Source organism: Bacteroidota bacterium, from assembly GCA_016706255.1.
Taxonomy (GTDB): domain Bacteria; phylum Bacteroidota; class Bacteroidia; order Chitinophagales; family BACL12; genus UBA7236.
Map to the genome: position 1 here is coordinate 85,843 of JADJJZ010000003.1, position 23,484 is coordinate 109,326.

Here is a 23,484-nt window from a genome sequence, read left to right on the forward strand (position 1 = left end):
TAACATTGCATACAAATTTTACATTTATGCTTACGAAAAAAGTTGAAACCGCGTTAAATAAACAGGTAGAAATGGAGGCATATGCTTCCAATTATTATTTATCAGCTGCATCATGGTGCGATTCTAAAGGATTAGAGGGATGTGCAGGCTTTTTATACGGTCATGCCGATGAGGAAAGAATGCACATGATGAAATTGTTTACCTATATTAATGATGCAGGCGGACATGCACTTGCACCGAATATCAAACAACCTCCGTTAAAGTTTAAAAATTTAAAAGAATTGTTTGAATCCGTTTTGGAACATGAACTTGCTGTTACCAAATCGATAAATAATCTGGTAGATTTATGTATGGGCGAAAAAGACCATTCTTCTTACAACTTTTTACAATGGTATGTTGCCGAACAGCATGAAGAAGAAAAATTATTCAGAACAATTCTCGATAAAATTAATTTACTCGGACCCGACGATTCAAGAGGTTTATACTGGATCGACCGCGAACTGGCTTCCGCTAAACCAGCCGCTGCTGGTGGTGCTAAACCCGAATAAGCTAACTTTTTTATAAAGCTGAAAGCCGCAAAATACACCTGTGTTTTGCGGCTTTAAATTGTCATTTAAATTGCCATTTATTTTGTCATTTTGTGTATAGTCAGAATGTAGTACATTTGCTGAATGAGTACAGCACAGGTAAACTACCTCAATATTGGCTTAATGATAGTTTCTGCAATTGCAGCATTTATTTTGCCCTTCGAATTGTTTTTATTTTCTTACGCCGTATTAGGTCCGCTACATTATTTAACAGAAATTTCATGGCTGCATAAACGCCAGTATTTCAGCCCGAAAAAAAGAGATTATATTCCATTGGTAATCATTACGTTATTGATTGCCATACCTGCAATATTCAGTTATTTATATTCTAATTTAGGGCCAACCGACATGCAGGGCAACCTGATTTTGACACCGGGTTTAAGAAATTTCTTTAGTTTTTTATACAATGAAAACCCCGCAACGGCACTCATTTTTATGGGGTTTGCATTTGCCTTGGTAATGGTGCTGATTAAAGATACCATCAGTCGCATTGTATCATTTGTCATCATTTTTATAATTGCAATTTTATTGCGGTCCAACCATTTTGTTGATGTTTTATTTGCATTGTTTTTGCCTACGCTTATTCACGTATTTATTTTCACCGGTGCATTTATTCTTGTCGGCGCGTTAAAAAGTAAAAGTACATCAGGGTATTTATCCATTCTGGTATTTTTTGGATGTGCAGTAAGTTTTTTCCTGATTGCCCCCGGCGGCGCTAATTACCAAATAAGCGAGTATGCAAAAAACAGCTACGATGTTTCATTTTTTTCGCTCAATAAATCCATTTTTGAAACTTTCATGCACGTTGAAAATCCTTCAACCGATATGATATACAATTCATCGGCAGGAATTTTAATTACACGATTTATTGCCTACGCCTATACTTATCATTATTTAAACTGGTTCTCTAAAACATCTATTATAAAATGGCATGAAGTTCCGCGCATGTGGTTAGTTACCATTTTTGTTTTATGGGTAACTGCTGTTGCACTATACCTGGTAAATTATGAAGTTGGATTAATGTGTTTGTATTTCCTGAGCTTCCTGCATGTAGTGCTGGAGTTCCCGTTAAACTTTCAATCGTTTAAACAAATTGGTGAACAGGTACGAGGTGGATTCAGACGAAAGGCTGCAAGCAGTTAGGCTAAATTGCCTTCGCAAAAGGTGTTTTAATATTTTAAGGGCAGTTTCCATATCCTTGCCCATCATTTTGGGTAAAAACCGGCCTAATAATTTTGCAAAACCACCGCGTTTGGTTTTTCCGGCTACAATCCAGCTTACATCAACCGATTTTTCATTTATCGATTCAATTTTAAATGTAAACTCCATTTTGAATACGCCTTTGTTAAAAATGGCATTTAAGTTAATGGTTTGATATGGGTCGGTCGAAGTTATTTGCATCTCGCCTTTGCCCATAGTGCCACCCTTCCAAAACATTTGTGCGCCGGTTCCTGCAGTTTTTTCACCATAGGAAATAGCTATACGGTGGTCCTTTTCCGGACTCCAGGCACTCCACTGTTTCCAGGTAGTAAGATCATCTATTGTGTTAAATACCTTGCGTTTATCTGCATCAATGGTTGTGGTGCGACTAAAACTGTATTTAGAAGGTATAAAAAGCCCTATAATGATAATAAGGGCAAAAAATCCGGCTATTGAAAGTAAAATAGTTCCTACCATAACTTGTTTGATGGCGATAAAAGTAGCTATTATTTGTGTTGTTATAAAATGTGCCTGTTTAAACCAAGTGGAATTGGTGATTATAATTACAATAAAACCAGACCCGCTTCAATAAACGCTGCTAATATTGGTTAACGACATACCCTATTTAATTAACTCATTTTTGATGGGATTTTCTTTCTTAAAAGATTGATGGTAAGGGTAATAAGTGCTACTGTAATCCAAACAATCAGGATGTCGTAAAAAAGGTTTACCCCATCAAATCCATGTTGCTCGCTCATATCTCCCTTAAACTGCCGATAAAAACAAAATGGAAATCCATATTCGTCAACAACAGATATATCTTCTAGTAATTTATTGAAAAATAAGTTTGAAAAAATAAAAGCCGGAATGGCAATATATGTGCTTGTAGAAATCCAATTTAAAACAAATGCATTAAATTTCATTTAATGAAAATTAATTAAAACACCATGTTTAAAATAATCATGGTTGCGCTGACACCGGCTCAGCATTTTTTACCGAAATATAAATGGAACTGAAATTCATCGGCGGCTGATTTATAGCTAATAAATATGGTGTTACTGCCGATGGTGCCGCAGTCACATCCAATAGATGTTGTTCTGCGCGAATTAATTCTTTAGTTGAAGAAAAATAATATATGGTTACATCAATATTTTTATAAGCTGTTGCATATGCCATATTTTGAATAGCACAATTCATACGATCCGCTTCAACGGTCCCGGTTACATATACAAAAATGGTTGGTCGTTCTTCTTCAGCCTGTACTTGTTCGGCAGATACTGAATTATCAGGACGAATATATTCGCATGCACTTAAAAAAAACAAACCAAATAAAACCGGAAGTAATTTCCACATATAATATTTTTTTACTTTTAAAACTTCCCTTTCAAATACCTGCCTGTATAACTTTCTTTCACCTTAATTAATCCTTCAGGTATACCTTCATATACCAGGTTACCACCTTTTTCTCCACCCTCAGGGCCCAGGTCAATTATATAATCGGCACATTTTAATACTTCGATATTATGTTCAATAACAATTATGCTGTGACCACATTCAATTAACGCGTGAAATGCGGATAATAATTTATTGATATCATGAAAATGTAAACCGGTTGTAGGTTCATCAAAAATAAATAAAATGTGTTCGCGACTTCTTCCTTTTCCTAAAAAACTTGCCAGCTTTACACGCTGTGCTTCTCCACCGGATAAGGTACTGCTGCTTTGTCCTAGTTTTACATAACCCAATCCAACATCAAAAAGTGGTTGTAATTTATGTATAATTTCTTTTTCATCTTTTAAAAATTCCAGTGCTTCTTCAACACTTAATCCAAGTAAATCAGCAATGTTTTTTTCTTTGTAATTAACTTCCAGAATCTCTTCCTTAAATCGTTTGCCGTTACATTCTTCACAGGTTAAATGTACATCTGCCAAAAACTGCATCTCCACTATTATTTCACCTTCACCTTTACAAGTTTCACAGCGACCGCCATCTACGTTAAAACTAAAAAATCCTGCTTTGTATCCACGCATTTTCGATAAGGGCTGACGCGCATATAATTCGCGAATTTCATCGTATGCTTTTACATAAGTAACCGGGTTGGAGCGACTCGATTTTCCTATCGGATCCTGATCTACTAATTCTAATTGCGTGATGCTGCGTAAATCACCTTCCAGCACTTTTGATATATAAGCAGTATCACTGGTATCATCCAGCATCTTCATTAATTCGGGATGCAGAATATGTTTTATCAATGTTGTTTTTCCCGAACCACTAACGCCTGAAACCGCAACTAAACTATGCAGCGGAATAGTAACATCAATATTTTTTAAATTATGCATCCGCGCCTGCTTAATTTTAATTTTATTAGCCGACTTTCTGCGATGTTTTGGCACGGGAATACTTCTTGCCTCCGATAAATAATTTCCTGTTAAACTATTTTTATCATTAAAAATATGTTTGAAATCACCACTGCTTATCACCTTGCCACCGTGAATGCCCGCTTCCGGACCAATATCAATAATATGATCGGCACTTTTAATTACCTCTTCCTCATGTTCAACCACAACAACCGTATTACCTAAATCGCGTAAACTTTTTAATACTTTTACTAAACGTTCAGTATCCCGCGGATGTAAACCCACACTTGGTTCATCCAAAATGTAAAGTGATGAAGTTAAATTACTGCCAAGCGTACGCGTTAAATTAATACGTTGTGTTTCACCGCCGCTCAGGGTATTACTTTTTCTGTTCAGTGTTAAATAGCCCAAACCTAAATCGAGCATATAACCTAAACGATTATTTATTTCCAATAAAATGCGCGAAGCAACTTTAGTTTGAAATGCATCCAGTTTAATATCACGAATAAATATGGCGAGATCTTCAACCGGCATATCAATTAAATCGGAAATCGATTTATCATCTATTTTCACATAATTGGCATCATTTCTAATACGTGAGCCTAAACATTCCGGACAAAGCGTTTTGCCTCTGTATCTGGCAAGCATAACGCGATATTGAATTTTATACGCATTTTCTTCCAGCATCTTAAAAAAATCATCTAACCCCGAAAAATATTCATTCCCTGTCCACAACAATTTATATTGTTCTTTACTCAGTTGATGAATCGGTTTATGAATCGGGAATTGAAATTTACCGGCAACTTTAATTAGTTCATCGAGCCAGGCTTTCATTTTTTCACCTTTCCAACAAGCAACAGCGCCTTGATAAACAGATAAATTTTTATCCGGAAAAACAAGGTCGTGGTCAACACCAATTACCGTTCCGAAACCTTCACAACGTTTACATGCACCATACGGATTATTCTGATTAAAAAAATGCGGACTCGGCACTTCGAAAATCACACCGTCAGCTTCAAAATTATTACTAAAGGTTCTGTCGCCAATATTTTCTGCATGAATTAAACAGGCACCATGTCCTTCATAAAATGCAATATCAACTGAATCGGCAATACGTTGTTGCAGTTCTTCATTAATTACTGCAACAGTATGGTGTTCAGGAATTTCCTTTTGCACCACAATGCGGTCGATTAATAAATACAGTTTCGAATTTGGGGCGATGGTTTTTGGATTTTCAATAACATCATCCAACTTCACAATAACATCTTCACAATAAAAACGCGTAAATCCTTTTTGCTGATAAATGCGCGCCAGTTCTTCCGGTTTGCGTTTTTTGTCGCTATCCAGCTCAACCAATAAATAAATTTTAGTGTCCTGTGGCAGCGATCCAACATAATCCACCACATCGCTCACTTCATCTTTTTTCACCACCCTTCCTGAAACCGGCGAATAGGTTTTTCCCACTCTGGCAAACAGCAAACGCATGTAATCATAAATCTCTGTCAGCGTGCCTACGGTGCTCCTGGTGGTGCGGGTAGTTACTTTTTGGTCAAGTGCTATAGCCGGGGCAATTCCTTTGATGTAGTCCACATCAGGTTTGTCAAGGCGGGTAAGAAATTGGCGGGCATATGAACTCAAACTTTCTACATAGCGGCGTTGCCCTTCGGCATACAAAGTATCAAAAGTAAGGCTCGATTTGCCCGAACCGCTTACTCCCGTAACCACTACAAGCTGATTGCGCGGTATTGTTACATCAATGTTTTTAAGGTTATGTTCGCGCGCCCCTTTTATAAATATTGCGTCAGAATGACCATTCTGATGGTTTTTTTTCTCTTTCAAAGGTGTTTTATTGAAACTTTTTCAAAAATATAACGTAAATGTTGTCCATTCCGTTTGGAAATCCCAAAAAAATGTATATTTGCATTAACTAAACACAAAACTACTGCCTATAAGGTTAACATCTACGCTAAAAATTATTATTCATTTTATCGTTTAACGCACAACCTTATTTGTATGCAGTCCAGAACTCTTCCTGATGACCAATTGGTCCAGCTGTACTTGTCCGGTGACGAATCAGCTCTTGGTGAACTCCTCAATCGCCACAAAGATAGGATTTACACCTACATCTTTCTTTTTGTTCGCGACACTTATACTGCTGAAGACCTCATGCAGGAAACGTTTATCAAGGTAATTGATAAGCTGCGCAGTGGCAAGTATACAGAACAAAGCAAGTTTTTACCGTGGTTATCGCGGGTGGCGCATAATTTATGTATCGACTACTATCGCCGCGAGAAGCGTTTGCCAAAAGTAACAACCCGCGATGGGTTTGATATTTTCAGCGTGCTCAAATTTTCGGAGCCCGGTGCAGAAGGTCAAATCATTGAAAATGAGTTTTCGAGCAAAATCCGCAAAATATTGGAACATTTGCCTGAAGAGCAGCGCGAAGTGGTTATTTTACGCCATTATATGGACATGAATTTCCGCGAAATTGCCGAACTCACGGGTGTAAACATCAACACAGCACTGGGTCGCATGCGTTATGCCCTTATAAACCTGCGCAAATTGATGGAAACAAAAAATATTTCAATTTGATATACTAATAAGTTGAGCCATACCGTTTTAGCTGTATTAATTTTTATGGTTAAACCTAAAACGTATTGCATGACTAAAAACATTACTCAAGACAATCTCATTCGTTACATCTATTCAGAAACAACCGCCGAGGAAACCAGCTTGATAGAAGAGGCGCTCCGAAGCGATTTTGAACTGAAAGAATTACATGACAACCTTTTAGAGACCAAATCAGAGCTCAACCGGGTTACAGTCAGTCCTTCACAAAAAGTGATCGACAACATAATGAGATACAGCAAAGACAACGCTCCGATGGAGCACTTTCAGTAAACAATTTAAAATCAAAAACCCTGACCAAAGCGTCGGGGTTTTTTTATGCCTATTAATGAAGTAAAACAAAATATTTGGGCGTTTCCGCGCAAAGTTTAATCTCGCTCCGAAAATTACCTTTTCGTGCGCGGCCGGGTTTTCCGCTGCAACCCCTTTTCCGAGGCGGACAAAGGGGGTTTCCGCTACAACCCCTAACGCGATTCGGAGTGAATTTGTACAATTGATTAGATATGAAAATTTGAAAAATGTAAGTTGTTCTTATCTGGTCAGGCGATAATTCATCAAAACATATTATTATTGATGTTAATTCTTTTATTAAATAATTACAATGGCATATATAATGGTTGACATAGAAAGCGACGGACCAATTCCGGGCGATTTTTCTATGATTTCGTTTGGAGCAGTTTTGGTAGATGAGCACCTTGACAAAACATTTTACGGAAGACTAAAATCCATTTCTGAAAAATATATTCCTGAAGCATTAGCTGTTTCCGGTCATTCAAGAGCAGATGTTTTAAACTTTGATGAACCTCAAAAAGTGATGCAGGAATTTGCAGACTGGATTAAATTAGTTTGTAAAGATCAACCAATTTTTATTAGCGACAATAATGGATTCGACTGGATGTTTATCTGCTGGTACTTTCATCATTTTATCGGTAGAAACCCTTTTGGATTTAGTTCACAGAATCTTGGCAGTATTTTTAAAGGCCTTGAAAAAGACATGTCAAAAAATTTTAAACACTTAAGAAAAACCAAACACACACATCATCCGGTTGATGATGCTAAGGGGAATGCTGAAGCTTTGCATACCTTCAAAAATGAATTCGGACTAAAAATCCGATTGTAGGTATTCTAATAATAATTAACTTTAATAACCTGATTAATGAGAACACTATTTTTTATTTTATTAAGTTTATTTATTAATGTAGGTAATACTCAAAATGTCGGAAAACTACTTGAAAAAGCATACAAGAAGGAATCCCCGGAAATGTTACATCAGTTTTTCTTAAATTGGAATAAGGAAATTCAACCAATTTCAGAAAAAGAATTATTAACGTTAAACGATACTATCCGTAATACTTACAATGTGTTTACGGCGTTTTACAAACCCCAAAGTATCGACAGCCTCGGCGGCTCAGAGTGGGGCAATTCAATTTATGACAATGTTGAATTTTTAGTAGTGCAGAATTCCATAAAAATTTATTTCGATGAAAAACTTTTTTGGAGTGAACAGGAAACAGATAAATATATTGTCGATTTTATAAAATCAAATGTAATAGATACTGCTTTACAAAATCTATTATTGAAGCGAACTGAAGGTAAATTATCAGAGAACGTTATTGATCGTTATGGTCCAAAAAGAAAAATTTATTTTGAGCGGAACGTACCTCCCGTTGATTCTATAGTTAACTTCAGACCAATAATAAATTGCAATGGGAAACGCCCTGTTTACCTTACAACAAAATATAGCGACATTTTAATTAATTTTCTGGGTAACAAACATGAGCATCTTGGTAACGGCGGAATTATGACTCCAGCCCTTGCTACAAAGTCGAGTGCAAATCGTAAAACATTTCTCGAAAATCAAATTAAAATCTGGTATGGTCACTGGGGTGGTTATTGGCAATTGCACTCCTATCCAACTGCATATGCAATTACCTTTGACCACGAAATGCAATATGCGATTATCGACTTTAGAATGATTTATGAAGGTGGTGAGGCTTTGCTAAAAAATGTGAATGGTAGTTGGGTTTTAGTTTCTTCAGAACTAACTTGGATTGAATAATAGGGCTGTAATCAATAAGATAATAAAAACGTTTTTATGTAAATCAATTTGTTTTAAATGATATGTATAAATTATTCTTTCTATTCGTTAATTAAAATATTATCGTTGGCTGTATAGAGACTTACCCTTATGTAAAATATATTTCTAAAATCGAAATTAATCCTGAAATCATTAATTTTATCCCAATGCAAATCCGCTTTATTTATTTATTGATCATCCTGATAAGTAATGGTGTATTGTTTGGTCAGGCATCTGCTGATTATGCCGATTTAATACCATTATGCCAAACTTTGGGTAATGAAAAAACAGTAGTTGGTCTTGGCGAATCTACTCATGGAACTGCTGAGTTTACTGCAATACGAGCTGAAATTGTTAAACAGCTCGTTACGGAAAATAATTATCGGGTGTTTATTCTAGAAGCTGAATTTGCAGCGTGCGAAAAGATGAATCACTATTTGCAAACAGGTGAAGGAAATTTAGATTCCCTAATGTTGGACTTACGATTTTTCCCTTGGGTGCATGAAGATTTTAAATCACTATTGGTGTGGTTGAAAACATACAATCAAAACCATCCTGAAAACAGGGTTCGTTTTTATGGTATGGACGCACAGTTCTCGAAATTATATGCTCAAAAAGACACTATTGTAAAACAATATCCGGAAGCAGGAACTCAATTATTTCAAATTATAGATGGTAATAAAAATGCAAAACAAAAAGTGCATGAAATAAAAAATCTTTCAGCAAAACTTGTCCAAAATTCCGATACAATTGACTTATTACTGCAATATTATATCACATGTCAACTCAATAAATTGTCGGCTGTTACGTTTAACACCAATACTTATCGCGATGAAAATATGGCGCAATTTGTTAAATGGATACATCAAAATCACGGTGATTATACAAAAATGATTATCTGGGCACACAACGGGCATCTGAAAAAACAAGACGGAAAACCTATGGGGCAATACTTGTCAGCAATGTATGGGGAAAGGTATGCTTGTATTGGTTTAGACTTTTATCAGGGTGGATTTTTAGCCATCGACTATGAAAATTTAACCAATCGAAAACTGGTTAGCATGACATTAAATCCTATTGAAAAAACTATTGCTCAAGATATTAATTTTGGTAATAAGTCATTTGTTTTAGTGCAATGTGATTCATTAAAAAGAAATGTTTATATAAATGCAATCGGAGCAATATATGTAAAACAGCCCGAAAAACGATCTGCATTTTATGATAAGCTCAAGCGTAATAAACAGTTTGATTATTTAATTGTTGCCAAAGTGTCTACGCCAATAAAGTTATTACCGCAATACTTAAATGAATAATATTTTTTATGAATATATTTAAAATGAAAAAAACAGTATTGTTGTGCTATTGTTTTATGCCTTTGTTATCATTTGGTCAAACCCTAATGGATACAACATTGTTTCGCATTTCTGAAAATTACAATCTCGCGCTTCAACATTATTTAAATCAAATTGCTGTTGATACTATTCATCAAAACAATTACTACCAGGCAGCCTGTTATTACGCGTTGCTTAAAAATGATAAGCTGGCATTTTCTTATTTGAAAAACGCCATTATTAAAGGCGCCAAAGGTGAGGATGTAATTACTGATACTGATTTTAATTTATTAAAGGAGGATAGTACTAAATGGAAAGAAATTGAGTTGTTGTTAAAACTTCAATATTCTCAACGCAATCCCGGCATCTCAAAATTAGATTTGGGATATGAATTATGGATGATGTGGATTGAAGACCAACGTTATCGTACATTCAAAAAGAATTATAAGTTAGTTGAGAAACCCACTTTTAATATGGCACAGCATAATGCACATTTATTTCGACTAAATGAAATTATTGAAACTTCGGGATGGCCAAAATACAGTGAGGTTGGAATTGAAGGTGGTGATGCTGTGTTTTTTATTTTCCAGCACGACAAAGCTGAGAATATGGAAAAAATATTACCACAATTTATTGCAGCTGCTAAAGCAGGTGAGGCCGACTTGACTAAAGCGGCAATGATGATTGACCGTTATTTATCCTATACAGAAAAGGTGCAGCTTTATGGTACTCAGGCATATCGAAAAATAGCGCCCGGGCAGGATAGCAAAACTATTCCATTGCAACTTTATCCTATTGCCGATGAAGAAAATCTCCTGAACAGGCGCAGTGCAATTGGCATGGGCGATTTTTTAGAAAATTGTGACAGACTGGAAGTGACTTACATACCTATTAACGACCGAACAGATTATAGGTATATTCCCATCAAAAAAAAGTGGATCAAAGCGGGTTATGTGCTTTAAGTTTTGAAATGTTGCGAATAAAATTGCCCCGAGACCAAAAATTTCAAATACTTAAGCAGCTAAATATTTTATAAAATTAAGCAAGTACATTCTGAACAAACACCTAACTTCATTGTTTCAAACCAATGTTCAACTTTATACAAAACCTAATCCTTCGTAATCCAACCTTATTTTATTTTGGCTTAATTTGTTTAGTGGCAGCTATTGTGTTTTTTTGGTGCTTACCCGCACCACTAAAACAAAAGTACTTAATGTGAATGCCTGGTATAAGCCGTTTAAGTTTGCATTTTCTACTTTTTTATATGCTTGGGCTATGGCATGGTATTGTTACTATCTGTCCGATTTTAATATCAGTATATTTAATTGGTCTATTATAATTTTGTTAGGTTTCGAAATTATTTATATTGCTATTCAGGCCAATAAAGGGCAGCTCTCACATTTTAATTTGACCACACCTTTTTATGCAACAATGTATTCACTGATGGCTATTGCTGCTACTTTAGTGACTATCTATACAGCATATATTGCAGTGCTCTTTTTTAATAGTGATTTTCCCGATTTACCCGAATACTACCTCTGGTCCATTCGGTTAGGTCTGGTGATTTTTGTTATTTTTTCGTTTCAAGGTTTTTTAATGGGCTCCACCCTCAACCACAGTGTTGGTGCAAAAAACGATAATTCAAATATGTTTATCGTAGGCTGGAGCAAAAAAGTGGGCGATTTAAGAGTGGCGCATTTTATTGGTATGCACGCACTACAAGTGTTGCCCTTCATTTCATACTACATATTAAAAAACACCACCTTGACTATCGTTGTATCGCTATTGTATGCAGCTTTAGCACTATTCACTTTAATCCAAGCACTGCAATCAAAACCATTAATAAAATCTAAATCATAAATAAAAATCCCCCGGCCTCATTGAATTTCGCAAATGCAGCTTACAGCCCTTAATCCACCAATTTTTAATATTCATCAAAAATTAAATCACAATCTCTAACCCGGCCTCATTGAATTTCGTTAGTGCAGCTTACGACACGTTAGCACCGAAGCTAAAAAGTAACAATGATTATAATCATTAAACAGACTCAGTGCTACTAAATAATAATAATGATTTAGCTAACCCGGCCTCATTGAATTGCGTTAGTGCAGCTTACGGCACGCAAGCAACGAAGCTAAAAGGTAACAATGTTTAAAATCATTAAGCAGACTCAGCGCAACTAAAAAAGTAACAATGATTATTATAAATACCAATAATTTTCAAAATACCAATTAACTAAAAATCACCTAGCGCCTTGTCTGCGCCTCGCGAAGTGTCGTTAGCTGCACTTACGCAATTCAATGCAGCCTTGATTTTTTGGTTCTTTTGTATCAAGACAAAAGAACAAAGAACTACAATCGGAGCAAAAAATCTCCAACACTCTAAATCCACCAATTTTAATAATTAATCAAAAATTAACTTTTAAATCAGTTTTCCCGGCCTCATTGAATTTCGTTAGTGCAGCTTACGACACGTAAGCCCCGAAGCAAAAAAGTAACAATGATTAAAAATAATTAAGCAGACTCAGCGCAACTAAAAAAGTAACAATGATTATTATAAATACCAATAATTTTCAAAATACCAATTAACTAAAAATCACCTAGCGCCTTGTCTGCGCCTCGCGAAGTGTCGTTAGCTGCACTTACGCAATTCAATGCAGCCTTGATTTTTTGGTTCTTTTGTATCAAGACAAAAGAACAGAGAATTACATTCGGAGGTATTAATACCAAACAGCTCCTATCCCCATGCGAAGCGCCATTAGCTGCACTTACGCAAATCAATGCAGCCTTGATTTTTTGGTTCTTTTGTATCAAGACAAAAGAACAGAGAACTACAATCGGAGGTATTAATACCAAACAGCTCCTATCCCCATGCGAAGCGCCGTTAGCTGCACTTACGCAAATCAATGCAGCCTTGATTTTTTGGTTCTTTTGTATCAAGACAAAAGAACAGAGAACTACAATCGGAGCTACAATACCAATCCACCCATAATCCACCAATTTTAATAATTAATCAAAAATTAACTTTTAAATCAGTTTTCCCGGCCTCATTGAATTGCGTTAGTGCAGCTTACGGCACGCAAGCACCGAAGCAAAAAAGTAACAAGGTTAAGACTCATTAAGCAGACTCAGCGCAACTAAAAATTAACAATGCTTATAAAAGCTATCATTAAAATTCAAAATGCAATTAAACTAAAAATTATTTAGCGCCTTGTCTGCGCCTCGCGAAGTGTCGTTAGCTGCACTTACGCAATTCAATGCAGCCTTGATTTTTTGGTTCTTTTGTATCAAGACAAAAGAACAGAGAACTACAATCGGAGCTATGAATATTCATTTAACACAAACCTCGCTGAATATCAACCATTTTTATATAAGAAATTACTTCAGTATCTTTAATTAAATGAAATTGATTTATTTTATATGTCTAATTGTATTTACGGTTAATGTTAATGGACAATCAAACACAACATGCTCATCGCCAGAGGCTTATACTTATTTAACAAAAGCAAATAAGGCGCTTAATAAAAAAAACTACAACAAAGCAACTGATTACCTTTCGCAGGCAGAAACTGCTGACAATAAAACTTGTGGTAAAACGTGGACTGAAATGAAAGGCCGCATCAGTTTAGTAAAAGCAAAGATTTATAATGGCGAAAAAGATTATGATAAAGCACTAGCTGTATTAAATGAAATGCAAGGGTGTAACCTGGGTGCAGATTGCAAAGCAAGGGACTCGCTTAAAATTGTAACACTGTTTTTAAAATTTGGCAAAGAAAAAGTAAAAACCGCATTTAAAAATGCCGGCAATGTTGTGTTTTCTGAATATAATGATTACAATTCCACCTGCTCAGTATTTCTCCCCGACTTAAATTATAAATTTAGTTTTTTAGTTTATGCCGGAACAACTTCAGGTGATGCAAACAACACACCACCAAAAAGTAAAAATTTCCACGAACTGGCTAAGGAACAGGCTTTTTATGAATTGTTGAAATAATTAACATTTATTGAAAATTCATACTATTCAATAATTTGCGTATTATATACGCAAATTAAGTATATTTATGTGAAACACATATATTTAGTTATATGCTGTTACGTTTTATATGGTGTTGTTTAAATTAATTAAATAAGAGCTTAAATCTGCCTACTTGCATGTTTTATTGGCCTAATAAACCTTGACCCAAAACCTCATTTTTTTGTCATAAAACCAAAAGCGCTTTTCTTTTCAAGAAATAAATTGCTTAATTTAGTGGTAAAGCAACCTTATATGAAAACCTTACCCATCCTGCTTATCTGTGCTTTGCTTTCATTCTATAGTACTGTAAAAGCAAATGCCGTATTAATTGTAAATGCCGAAAGTAAAACAGTATTACAATTACAATCCTCCCATGTTGATGCAACTGTTACAAACCAGGTAGCAATTGTAAAAAGCCGACAGGTATTTGTCAATCAGTTGGATACTGCAGTGCATGTAAAATATGCCTTTCCTTTATATGAAGATGCATCTGCAACCGGTCTTCGCTGGAAAATCGGTGGCATTTGGTATTCTGCCGTATTTAATCCGGAGCCTCAAGATACTACATTACCGGGTGGCGCAGCAGCAGTTGATGAAAATCTCAAATTATATTTAGGTGAAACACCCTTGTATTTCGATTTGGAACAAATGATTGATCCTGATTCAACTATTGAATTTGAACTTACCTATGTTCAATTGTTACATTATGCCTACAACGAAGTGAGTTTTACGCATCCTAATAATTATAGTTTAATTCAAACCGGAGCTATTGACACGCAATATTTATCCATTCATGTACTTTCAGACCGGACAATTGTTGGCAGTAATTTATTATCACATCCTGCAGTTTTAAATACCTATACAGTGACCACTGCGGATGTTGTGGTGGAGCGTTTATCAGAAAACCCGGATACCGATTATGAATATGTTTATCAGCTTGATCCTGATGAATTGGGCTTATTCAGCTTTAGTTATTTCTTACCGGATAGTATAACTTATTGTGATGATTTTGGTCGCGGATATTTCGGATTTATTGTTGAACCTGATCCGGTTGATTCCGTTATTATTTCTAAAACATTTACATTAATAATTGACAGGTCAGGAAGTATGGGTGAAGAAAAAATGGGGCAGGCTAAAGAAGCGGCTACATATATTGTCAACAACCTGAATGCTGTAGACAAATTTAATATTATAGATTTTGATGATGCTGTTGTGAGTTTATTTGAGGACCATGTTACTGTTAATATCGCGACCCAGAATGTGGCACTCGACTATATTGACAATCTTTATGCAAGTGGTTCAACAAATATTTCCGGTTCATTTGAAATGGCAATTCCCCAATTTGAATCCGCAGATGAAGATGAATATAACATAATCATTTTCCTCACCGACGGGCAGGCTACAGCAGGTGAAACCAGCACTGATGGAATTCTTGAAATCATTAATAATTTAATAACAACAAATGAAGTCGAAGGCTTAAGTATAAATACATTTGGTATCGGTATGGATGTGAATGAATCGTTACTTAGTCAGATTGCCACATTAAATAATGGCGTTGCCACCTTTTTTGCAGCCGGCGATTTGCTAGAAGTTGTAACAGATTTTTATATGATGATTCAAAACCCGGTATTAATTAATACCAGTATGACATTTGATCCGCCTATTGTATCGGAAGTTTATCCTGATCCTGTACCAAATTTATATTTAGGGCATCAATTAGTAGTAACCGGCAGATATGCAGTACCCGGAACAATTGATGTAACATTTACAGGAGAAAAATACGGTGAGGTAATTACCTATGAATATACGTTCGATTTAACTGATTCAACAATTGAACAAAATGCATTTCTAACCAAACTTTGGGCAATCGACAAGATTAATGCATTAATGATTGAATATTTTACAATACCTGATGGTACCTCTGAAAAAGACAGTATGTATCAATACATCACAGATTTGAGTATTTGTTATAGCGTAATATCACCATTTACCAGTTTTTCTGATAATACCGGTGCTACATCTTCAATTGATGAATGGCAGCAGAATAACTCCGGCATTCAAATTAGAAATTATCCAAATCCATTTACAAATGAAACCAGCATCAATTTTTATGCTTCAGCACGTGCAGGAATTGTTCCACTGGTAATTATGGATTTAGAAGGTCGCCTTATTCGAATTCTCGAAGTAAATATTACTCAGGCAGGGGAATTTAAAATTATATGGGATGGAAAAGATGCCGAAGGAGCAAATGTAAAAGCCGGCACATATCCTTATTACATTCAAATTGGCGAAACCAGAATGTTTGGCGTGATGCAGAAATTTTAATTTATGAAATTACTTTTAACAAATAGTAAAGAGACCTAAAATCAGCACTAATTTTTAACCATTTAAAGCATTTTTGGGAAATTCATAAATGAAAATAATAACCTGGAATTGCAATATGGCTTTTAGAAAAAAAAGCAAATGCTATTCTTAGGTATAAGCCCGACATTTTGGTGGTTCCTGAATGTGAACACCCGGATAAATTAAAATTTGATAGCGCAGTCAAAGTACCGACTGATATTTGTTGGTTTGGTGATAATCAACATAAAGGTTTAGGTGTGTTTTCATACAGCAACTATCGACTCAAGTTACTGGAAATACATAATCCTGCATTTAAAAATATATTACCTATTGCAGTTACCGGTGGTAAAATTGATTTTACTTTATTTGCCGTTTGGGCGAATAACCCCGGAGAAAAAAATGGGCAATACATTACACAGGTGTGGAAGGCCATACATTATTACGAACATTTACTACTTGATAACAAAACTATATTAATTGGGGATTTTAATAGTAACACAATTTGGGATAAACCTAAACGCGAAGGCAATCATTCTACAGTAGTAAATAAACTTGCAGAAAAAAAAATATACAGCACATATCATACCTTCTATAAGCAAAAACAAGGTTCAGAAAAACATGCTACCTTGTTTATGTACAGACATATCGACAAAACCTACCACATTGATTATTGTTTTGCCTCAAATGATTTTATGAGCAAACTTAAAAAAGTGGAAGTAGGAAAGTATGCAGACTGGACTAGCTATAGCGACCACAAACCTTTAATGGTAACATTTAAAATTTAATTTGCTGCAACAGGCAAAAGAGTTCGTTATATCCAATCGGGTTACCTTAAAATATTTCTTCAATTAATTTAGTAATTAATTGGTGTTTCAAGGCTGGATATTTTTTGTATTTTTACTTTAAAGACTGATACTGATACGCATAAGGCTTATTACAATTAGGTAATTATAACCACACAAACGAACCAAATACTTTCTATGGCTGATAAATTATTTAAAAATGATATTAATAGAAAACAAATATGTTTTTTATTAATAATGGTATGCACATTCTTCTTTTGTTCATTTGGCTTTGGGCAAAACCAATCAGCTGAGTTGGATCAATTTTTCGCAACAATAAATGCAAATGGAGATTTAAATGGCAGTGTTTTGGTAATGGAGAATGGAAATGTGTTGTACCAAAAATCATTTGGATTTGCCGATAAGCAAAACAAAATTCAAAATACAGAAAACACCTTATTTCAGATTGCCTCTGTATCTAAAATTTTCACTGCAGTGGCAGTGCTGAAATTAGAAGAGCAAAAGAAATTAAATATTCAAGACAAAATTGTATCCTATTTTCCTGATTTTCCTTATTCGGATGTTACAATCTACAATTTGCTTTCGAATACGTCGGGCGTGCCTGATATTGGTGAGTTGCTAGTTCCATTTTGGCGATTGAACAGGGACACTGTTTTTACTTTAAATGACTTAATTCCAGCACTAAACGCAAGTAAAATGCCACAAAACTTTGAAGCCGGCATGGCTTGGGAGTATTCAAATACGAATTTTAGTTTACTTGCTCTTTTGATTGAAAAAACCAGTGGACAAAAATTTGCTGACTACATGAATAAAAACATTTTTAAACCGGCAGGTATGCATAACACGTTTGTGAAGTCCTCAGGAGAAAATGCATATGTTCATAACAACGTAGCATATAATTATGGCTTGCCTTATATATTTTCAATCACCCCAGTTCGTGTTGATTCTTTTGCAATAAATGATTTTAAGGTACATTACAAAACATTTCCATCAGAAGGTGATGCGAATATATACACTTCGGTTATCGATTTGGCCGCATTTGATAAAGCACTATACGGGGGTTTATTGTTAAAAGAAAAAAATTTAAATCTCCTCACAAGTCCTTCACGAAAAACCAATGGAAAAAAAATAGTTCTACATGGCTTAGGCAGTGAAATTGGTGTAATAGGTGATTTCTATTGGGGGCTCGGAAATCGTATTGATTTAGATAGTTCCATGGGAAAAATTGTGTGGTGTAGTGGCGGTATGCCCGGTTGCTCAGCTAACATGTTAACGAATAGTACTAAAAATCAACTTATTATATGGCTCAATAATGAACAAAGTAGTTCTGCAATGGATAACATGTTTGGGGCCTTAAATATTATTAATAATAAACCGGCCTCAGCTAAAAAAGCCAAAGGAAATGGAGCAATAATTTATGCTCAGCTTTTACAAAAAAATGATAAAGAGCACGCGTTTGCGAAATTAATCGAAATGGCAGACGATACCACAAATTTTATTGTAGACGAAAATACATTAAATGATTTGGCATATGAATTTTATGAATTTGTAAACGAAAATTTAGCATTCGAAACACTTCGGTCCGCAATATTTTTATTCCCCAACAATGATAATCTTTATAATAGTTACGGTGAATTATTAGCAAAATCGGGCAAAAAAGAAGAAGCAATAATAATGTATAAAAAATCATTAATACTAAACCCTGAAAATGAAGATTCAATTAACTCATTAAACAAATTACAAATGGAATAAAAATTATTTATAAAACTAAAAAAGTGATGCAGTCACCCACATCACTTTTAAATTATTTTATCATATTTCCTTCACATCCCTAACAAGAATCTACACATACACCCATCCTACCTTCGCGCTCTTTGCCCTTCGCGTCCTTAGCGAGAACCCCACACAACCCTCCAATTCATCCTTAGCAAGAACCCCACACATCCATCCCATCCAACCTTCGCGTCCTTTGCCCTTTGCGTGCTTTGCGATAACCCCACACAACCCTCCAATTCATCCTTATCAAGAACCCCACACATCCATGCCATCCAACCTTCGCGTGCTTTGCGATAACCCCACACAACCCTCCAATTCATCCTTAGCAAGAACCCCACACATCCATCCCATCCAAACTTCGCGCCCTTTGCCCTTCGCGTGCTTTGCGATAACCCCACACAACCCTCCAATTCATCCTTAGCAAGAACCCCACACATCCATCCCATCCAACCTTCGCGCCCTTTGCCCTTCGCGTCCTTAGCGAGAAACCACAAATCCATCCATCGCGAGAAACCCTACATCCTTTGCGCGCTTCAATTACACGTTCATCATCACCGGCATCACCAACATCAATAAATCCTCCGCTTCATCACTTTCTGTTGGCAACAATAAACCTGCTCTGTTTGGCGTGCTTAACTCCATGCGTACTTCTTCATTATCCATCGCATTCAACATCTCTAACAAAAACTTCGCGTTAAACCCGATTTCCATATTGTCACCTTCGTAAGTGCAATCTAAACGTTCATTAGCTTCATTACTAAAATCTAAATCCTGAGCATTTACAATCAACTCATTACCTTTTATTTTCAAAATAACCTGATGTGTAGTTTTATTCGAGAAAATAATTACACGACGTAAGGTATTTAAAAAGTCAGCGCGATTAATTGTTAAACGATTCGGATTTTCAGTTGGAATAACTGCGTTGTAATCCGGATAACGTCCTTCGATTAAACGACAAATTAATTTCACATTATTATAGCTGAAAAATGCGAATGAACTATTATATGAAATGGTTACCTGTGTTTGTTCACCAGGTAAGTTTGATTTCAACAAGTTCAATGCTTTTTTAGGCATAATGAGTGATGCAGGATTATTTGTTTTTGCATCTGTTCTGCGATAACGCACTAATTTATGTGCATCTGTTGCTACGAAATTAATTCCATCTTTATTTAACTGGAATAAAACACCTGTCATAGGCGGACGTAACTCATCTGTTCCTGTAGCGAATGCAGTTTTATTAATTACCTTTTGTAACACACCAGATGGTAAAGTGATATCACTCATTTTATCATCGCTGGATACACGTGGAAAATCATCACCGTTTTCGCCATTCAGTTTGTATTTACCACGATCGGTAGTGATTTCAACCTGACAGCTATCTTCATCAATTGAAAATGTAAGCGGCTGTTCCGGTAATGTTTTTAAATAATCAACTAAAATTCGGGCAGGTATAGCTACTTTGCCTTCCGACTTTGATTCGATGTCCATCCATGTTGTAATGGAGGTTTCTAAATCGGTTCCCGAAATGGTGAGTTTGTTCTTTTCCACCACAAATAAAAAATCTTCCAGAATAGGCAAAACCGTATTCGGACTCACAACGCCATTCACCGTTTGGAGATTGCGCAATAACGCAGTTGTACTTACTATAAACTTCATGCTGTTAATTTTCAGTTACGGCAAAGGTAAACATTAGTGCCAAAAGTGTTTTCAACAAATGGTGGATTTCATACTAACTTTGTACTATGCGAATACAGACCCCCTTTTTTACGATACTACTTTTGGCCGGAATCTGTCAAAACCCTTTGTCAGCGCAGGTTGCACCACCTCCCTTCACCATTACCCTGGAGGAGGTAACCTATAACGATTGGCCGGGTTTGCATTCTTTTGCTATCGGCGAATGGGATGGCAGGTGGTTAATCGCTACCGGAAGGACAGGTGGTTTGCATGGTTTTCTGCCCCCAACACCTTTTCCGATACTGGAAGCTAACAAACAAATTCACCTTTTTGACCCCGTAACCGGCGATTATGCTTCGGCTAATATCTTCGGCTTGCCTGCGGGTATTCAGGACCAATTACAATGCACAAACCCACAATATTTTCAACGCGATAACTATTTATACATTATTGGCGGTTACGGTCATCAACAAGCAACCGATAGTATGGTAACTTTTCCCTCGTTACTCGCAATTGATCTGGAAATGATTGCTGATTTAATTGACGCAGGTGAATCAGTTGAACCTGCAATCAGACAAGTTGAGGATACGTTATTTGAAGTAAGTGGTGGTGAAATCGGATTGCTGCAAGATGAAATTTATTTATACGGCGGACATGTTTTTGCAGGAGAATATTCTAAACCTGCAGGCCCACAATTTTACCAAAAATATACAGATGCACTTAAAAAATTTAAATTAACTGATGATGGAGCTACAATCTCAATTACTGATGTAGAAATAATAAAAGACACAACCGTTTTTCATCGACGCGATTTAAATTTTGAACAAATAATGTTGCCGGGAGAAGTTGAAGCATTGGCTGCATTTAGTGGTGTGTTTCAATACGAGGCAGACTGGGTTTGGTTTTCACCGGTTTATATTAGTACCGCTGGATATACTGAAGATGAATCTTTTTATCAGAAATTAAATAATTATACTTGTCCGGTAATGAGCATTTATGATTCTGTTTCACAAAATTATTTCGCAACATTATTTGGTGGCATCGGTCAGTATTATTATGATGAAGATGATGATACTATTAAACAGGATTTAAATGTTCCGTTTGTAAATGACATCTCAACCATAATAAAATATGCTGATGGAATAACTGAACAATATCCCCAACCGATTCATTTTGATGCATTATTAGGTTCAAATGCGGAATTTATTTTAAACCAGGATATTCCGCATTACAATAATCGTGTTATTAAATTGCATGATTTAAACGGTACTGTTTTGGCCGGATATATTTTTGGTGGTATAGATGCACTTATTCCAAATTTTACACCAAGCGCTGCAAGTAACCAGTTATTTAAAGTTTGGATAAATTATACCGCACCGGTTGCTGTGAACAATGTTCCAATTAACGAAATCAGCATTTACCCGAATCCTGTAAGTGGGGAAATTACTATTTCGAACAGCTCGTTAAAAAACCTGGAGCAAATTCAAATTATTAATCAGCTTGGAGAAGTAATGCCATTGTTGCAGGCTAAATGTATGGCGGGAAGTTCCATTACAATTGACGTAAGCGCATTTGCATCAGGATTATATATCGTAAAAATGTTTGGTGATGATCGTGTAATTACAAAGCAACTGATAAAACTGTAATTATTTTTTCAGCCCTTCGTTCAACACATTTAAATTTTGTGGGCGCTGACGATAAAAGTATTGTGGACCTACCATGAGTTTACCAAATACAAAGTTTTGAATAATACCTAAATCGCGGTCATTATTAAATACACCATAATATTTATCCAAATCAAATTCAATTGGTTTATTATCTAAAGTGTATTGCATTTTTGAACGATAGGTGAGCGGTCGGTAATATATTTTTAAGCTAGTGGTTATTTTATTGTTATCTGTTATGCTCACCACACAGGCCGGTTTTGTTCCCAACAGCGAGTCGCGTTTTTCAGGTTCAAGAATAAAATATTCTGCATTTAATAACTTGTATTGTTTGAGATAGTAATTTACAATTTCAGGATTCAGTGGTTTGTTGGAAACGGTATTACCTACCAATTCAAATGTATTATCGGCCTTGCGCACAATACTAAATGAAGAATCGCGCAAATTGGAATAAGTAATATCTATTTGCTGAATATTTTCAGGGTCATAAGCAAAAATTTGTTTGCTTTTCCAATCGGTTTCATCAGTAAAAAACACAGTAGCTGCAAATCCTGCAAATCCGGGAATATTTACTACAAATGCGTGTTCAGAACCTTCCATTAACATAAAAGTTCCATTAAGCTGGTCAGTATTATCTCCAATAAAATACCCTTTGGTTTTTTCGCCTTTGGTATTATAAATTTCAACCTTTGTTCTGCGGCCGGCAATATTGGATACTACATTATTATGCATTGATTTCGCAACGGGCATTTTTACTTCCAGTTGATGCATGGTATTTAGTAAATTATGTAATGCATCAGGTCGTGGCGGGTAAATGCCATTCATCATCCAAACACCATTTTTATTTTCTAGCGTGATGCTATCGCCTTTTAAATTGGTTAATCTGATTTTACCAATTGCTGTGGTATCCTCTACTGCAAAAGCAGTATCCTTTTTTGAATAAGAACTATCATTATCGCGAATAAGTGTGAAATAGGCGATTACCACCAATACCACTAAAATGCCAAAGTATAACCAGTTCCTATTCATA

Annotated in this window: 18 protein-coding genes and 2 pseudogenes; 14 read left to right on the top strand and 6 right to left on the bottom strand. The window is 35.7% G+C overall.

Annotated elements, in window-relative coordinates:
• Positions 1–26 precede the first annotated feature (26 nt).
• A complete protein-coding gene (locus tag IPI65_02065; protein MBK7440338.1) occupies positions 27–548 on the top strand; it encodes a ferritin in 522 nt (173 codons plus the stop codon).
• A 123-nt stretch (positions 549–671) separates the two neighbouring features.
• Positions 672–1,730: a hypothetical protein gene (locus IPI65_02070; protein MBK7440339.1), complete on the top strand. Its 1,059-nt coding sequence runs from the start codon at positions 672–674 to the stop codon at positions 1,728–1,730.
• Here the strand turns inward: IPI65_02070 and IPI65_02075 are convergent.
• The 4 genes from IPI65_02075 to uvrA form a co-directional block, all read right to left on the bottom strand.
• The gene (locus IPI65_02075) at positions 1,656–2,264 is read right to left on the bottom strand and encodes an SRPBCC family protein (GenBank protein MBK7440340.1); all 609 of its coding nucleotides are present in this window, start codon (positions 2,262–2,264) and stop codon (positions 1,656–1,658) included. The genes IPI65_02070 and IPI65_02075 overlap by 75 nt on opposite strands.
• A gap of 152 nt (positions 2,265–2,416) precedes the next feature.
• Positions 2,417–2,710, bottom strand: coding sequence for a hypothetical protein (locus tag IPI65_02080; protein MBK7440341.1), 294 nt, complete (start codon positions 2,708–2,710; stop codon positions 2,417–2,419).
• 37 nt (positions 2,711–2,747) lie between these two features.
• On the bottom strand, positions 2,748–3,140 hold the full coding sequence (locus IPI65_02085) for a hypothetical protein (GenBank protein ID MBK7440342.1): 393 nt from the start codon (positions 3,138–3,140) through the stop codon (positions 2,748–2,750).
• 17 nt (positions 3,141–3,157) lie between these two features.
• Positions 3,158–5,983 carry an excinuclease ABC subunit UvrA gene (uvrA, locus tag IPI65_02090; protein ID MBK7440343.1) on the bottom strand — a complete coding sequence of 942 codons (2,826 nt, stop codon included), beginning with the start codon at positions 5,981–5,983 and terminating at the stop codon, positions 3,158–3,160.
• A gap of 174 nt (positions 5,984–6,157) precedes the next feature.
• Between uvrA and IPI65_02095 the strand changes: the two genes are divergently transcribed.
• The 11 genes and pseudogenes from IPI65_02095 (at position 6,158) to IPI65_02145 (ending at position 19,092) form a co-directional block, all read left to right on the top strand.
• Positions 6,158–6,736 carry a sigma-70 family RNA polymerase sigma factor gene (locus IPI65_02095; GenBank protein ID MBK7440344.1) on the top strand — a complete coding sequence of 193 codons (579 nt, stop codon included), beginning with the start codon at positions 6,158–6,160 and terminating at the stop codon, positions 6,734–6,736.
• A gap of 69 nt (positions 6,737–6,805) precedes the next feature.
• The gene (locus IPI65_02100) at positions 6,806–7,045 is read left to right on the top strand and encodes a hypothetical protein (GenBank protein ID MBK7440345.1); all 240 of its coding nucleotides are present in this window, start codon (positions 6,806–6,808) and stop codon (positions 7,043–7,045) included.
• A gap of 328 nt (positions 7,046–7,373) precedes the next feature.
• The gene (locus IPI65_02105; protein MBK7440346.1) at positions 7,374–7,892 is read left to right on the top strand and encodes a 3'-5' exoribonuclease; all 519 of its coding nucleotides are present in this window, start codon (positions 7,374–7,376) and stop codon (positions 7,890–7,892) included.
• A gap of 36 nt (positions 7,893–7,928) precedes the next feature.
• A complete protein-coding gene (locus IPI65_02110) occupies positions 7,929–8,831 on the top strand; it encodes a hypothetical protein (GenBank protein ID MBK7440347.1) in 903 nt (300 codons plus the stop codon).
• A 185-nt stretch (positions 8,832–9,016) separates the two neighbouring features.
• Positions 9,017–10,162 (top strand): erythromycin esterase family protein, encoded by a 1,146-nt coding sequence (locus tag IPI65_02115; GenBank protein MBK7440348.1) that lies wholly within the window; start codon positions 9,017–9,019, stop codon positions 10,160–10,162.
• Between the two features lie 23 nt (positions 10,163–10,185).
• The gene (locus tag IPI65_02120) at positions 10,186–11,142 is read left to right on the top strand and encodes a hypothetical protein (GenBank protein MBK7440349.1); all 957 of its coding nucleotides are present in this window, start codon (positions 10,186–10,188) and stop codon (positions 11,140–11,142) included.
• Positions 11,143–11,267: 125 nt separating this feature from the next.
• Positions 11,268–12,040, top strand: a pseudogene (locus IPI65_02125) (hypothetical protein).
• A gap of 1,539 nt (positions 12,041–13,579) precedes the next feature.
• On the top strand, positions 13,580–14,173 hold the full coding sequence (locus tag IPI65_02130; protein ID MBK7440350.1) for a hypothetical protein: 594 nt from the start codon (positions 13,580–13,582) through the stop codon (positions 14,171–14,173).
• Positions 14,174–14,446: 273 nt separating this feature from the next.
• The gene (locus IPI65_02135) at positions 14,447–16,519 is read left to right on the top strand and encodes a VWA domain-containing protein (protein ID MBK7440351.1); all 2,073 of its coding nucleotides are present in this window, start codon (positions 14,447–14,449) and stop codon (positions 16,517–16,519) included.
• 88 nt (positions 16,520–16,607) lie between these two features.
• Positions 16,608–17,322, top strand: a pseudogene (locus IPI65_02140) (endonuclease/exonuclease/phosphatase family protein).
• A 195-nt stretch (positions 17,323–17,517) separates the two neighbouring features.
• Positions 17,518–19,092, top strand: a complete 1,575-nt coding sequence (locus tag IPI65_02145; GenBank protein MBK7440352.1) for a class A beta-lactamase-related serine hydrolase — start codon at positions 17,518–17,520, stop codon at positions 19,090–19,092.
• 561 nt (positions 19,093–19,653) lie between these two features.
• On the opposite strand, the gene dnaN is transcribed toward IPI65_02145, so the two are convergent.
• Positions 19,654–20,772, bottom strand: coding sequence for a DNA polymerase III subunit beta (gene dnaN, locus IPI65_02150; protein MBK7440353.1), 1,119 nt, complete (start codon positions 20,770–20,772; stop codon positions 19,654–19,656).
• A gap of 86 nt (positions 20,773–20,858) precedes the next feature.
• On the opposite strand from dnaN, the gene IPI65_02155 reads away from it, so the two are divergent.
• Positions 20,859–22,436: a T9SS type A sorting domain-containing protein gene (locus tag IPI65_02155; protein ID MBK7440354.1), complete on the top strand. Its 1,578-nt coding sequence runs from the start codon at positions 20,859–20,861 to the stop codon at positions 22,434–22,436.
• On the opposite strand, the gene IPI65_02160 is transcribed toward IPI65_02155, so the two are convergent.
• Complete coding sequence (locus tag IPI65_02160; GenBank protein MBK7440355.1) at positions 22,437–23,483, bottom strand: DUF4340 domain-containing protein; 1,047 nt, start codon at positions 23,481–23,483, stop codon at positions 22,437–22,439.
• Position 23,484: the final 1 nt, after the last annotated feature.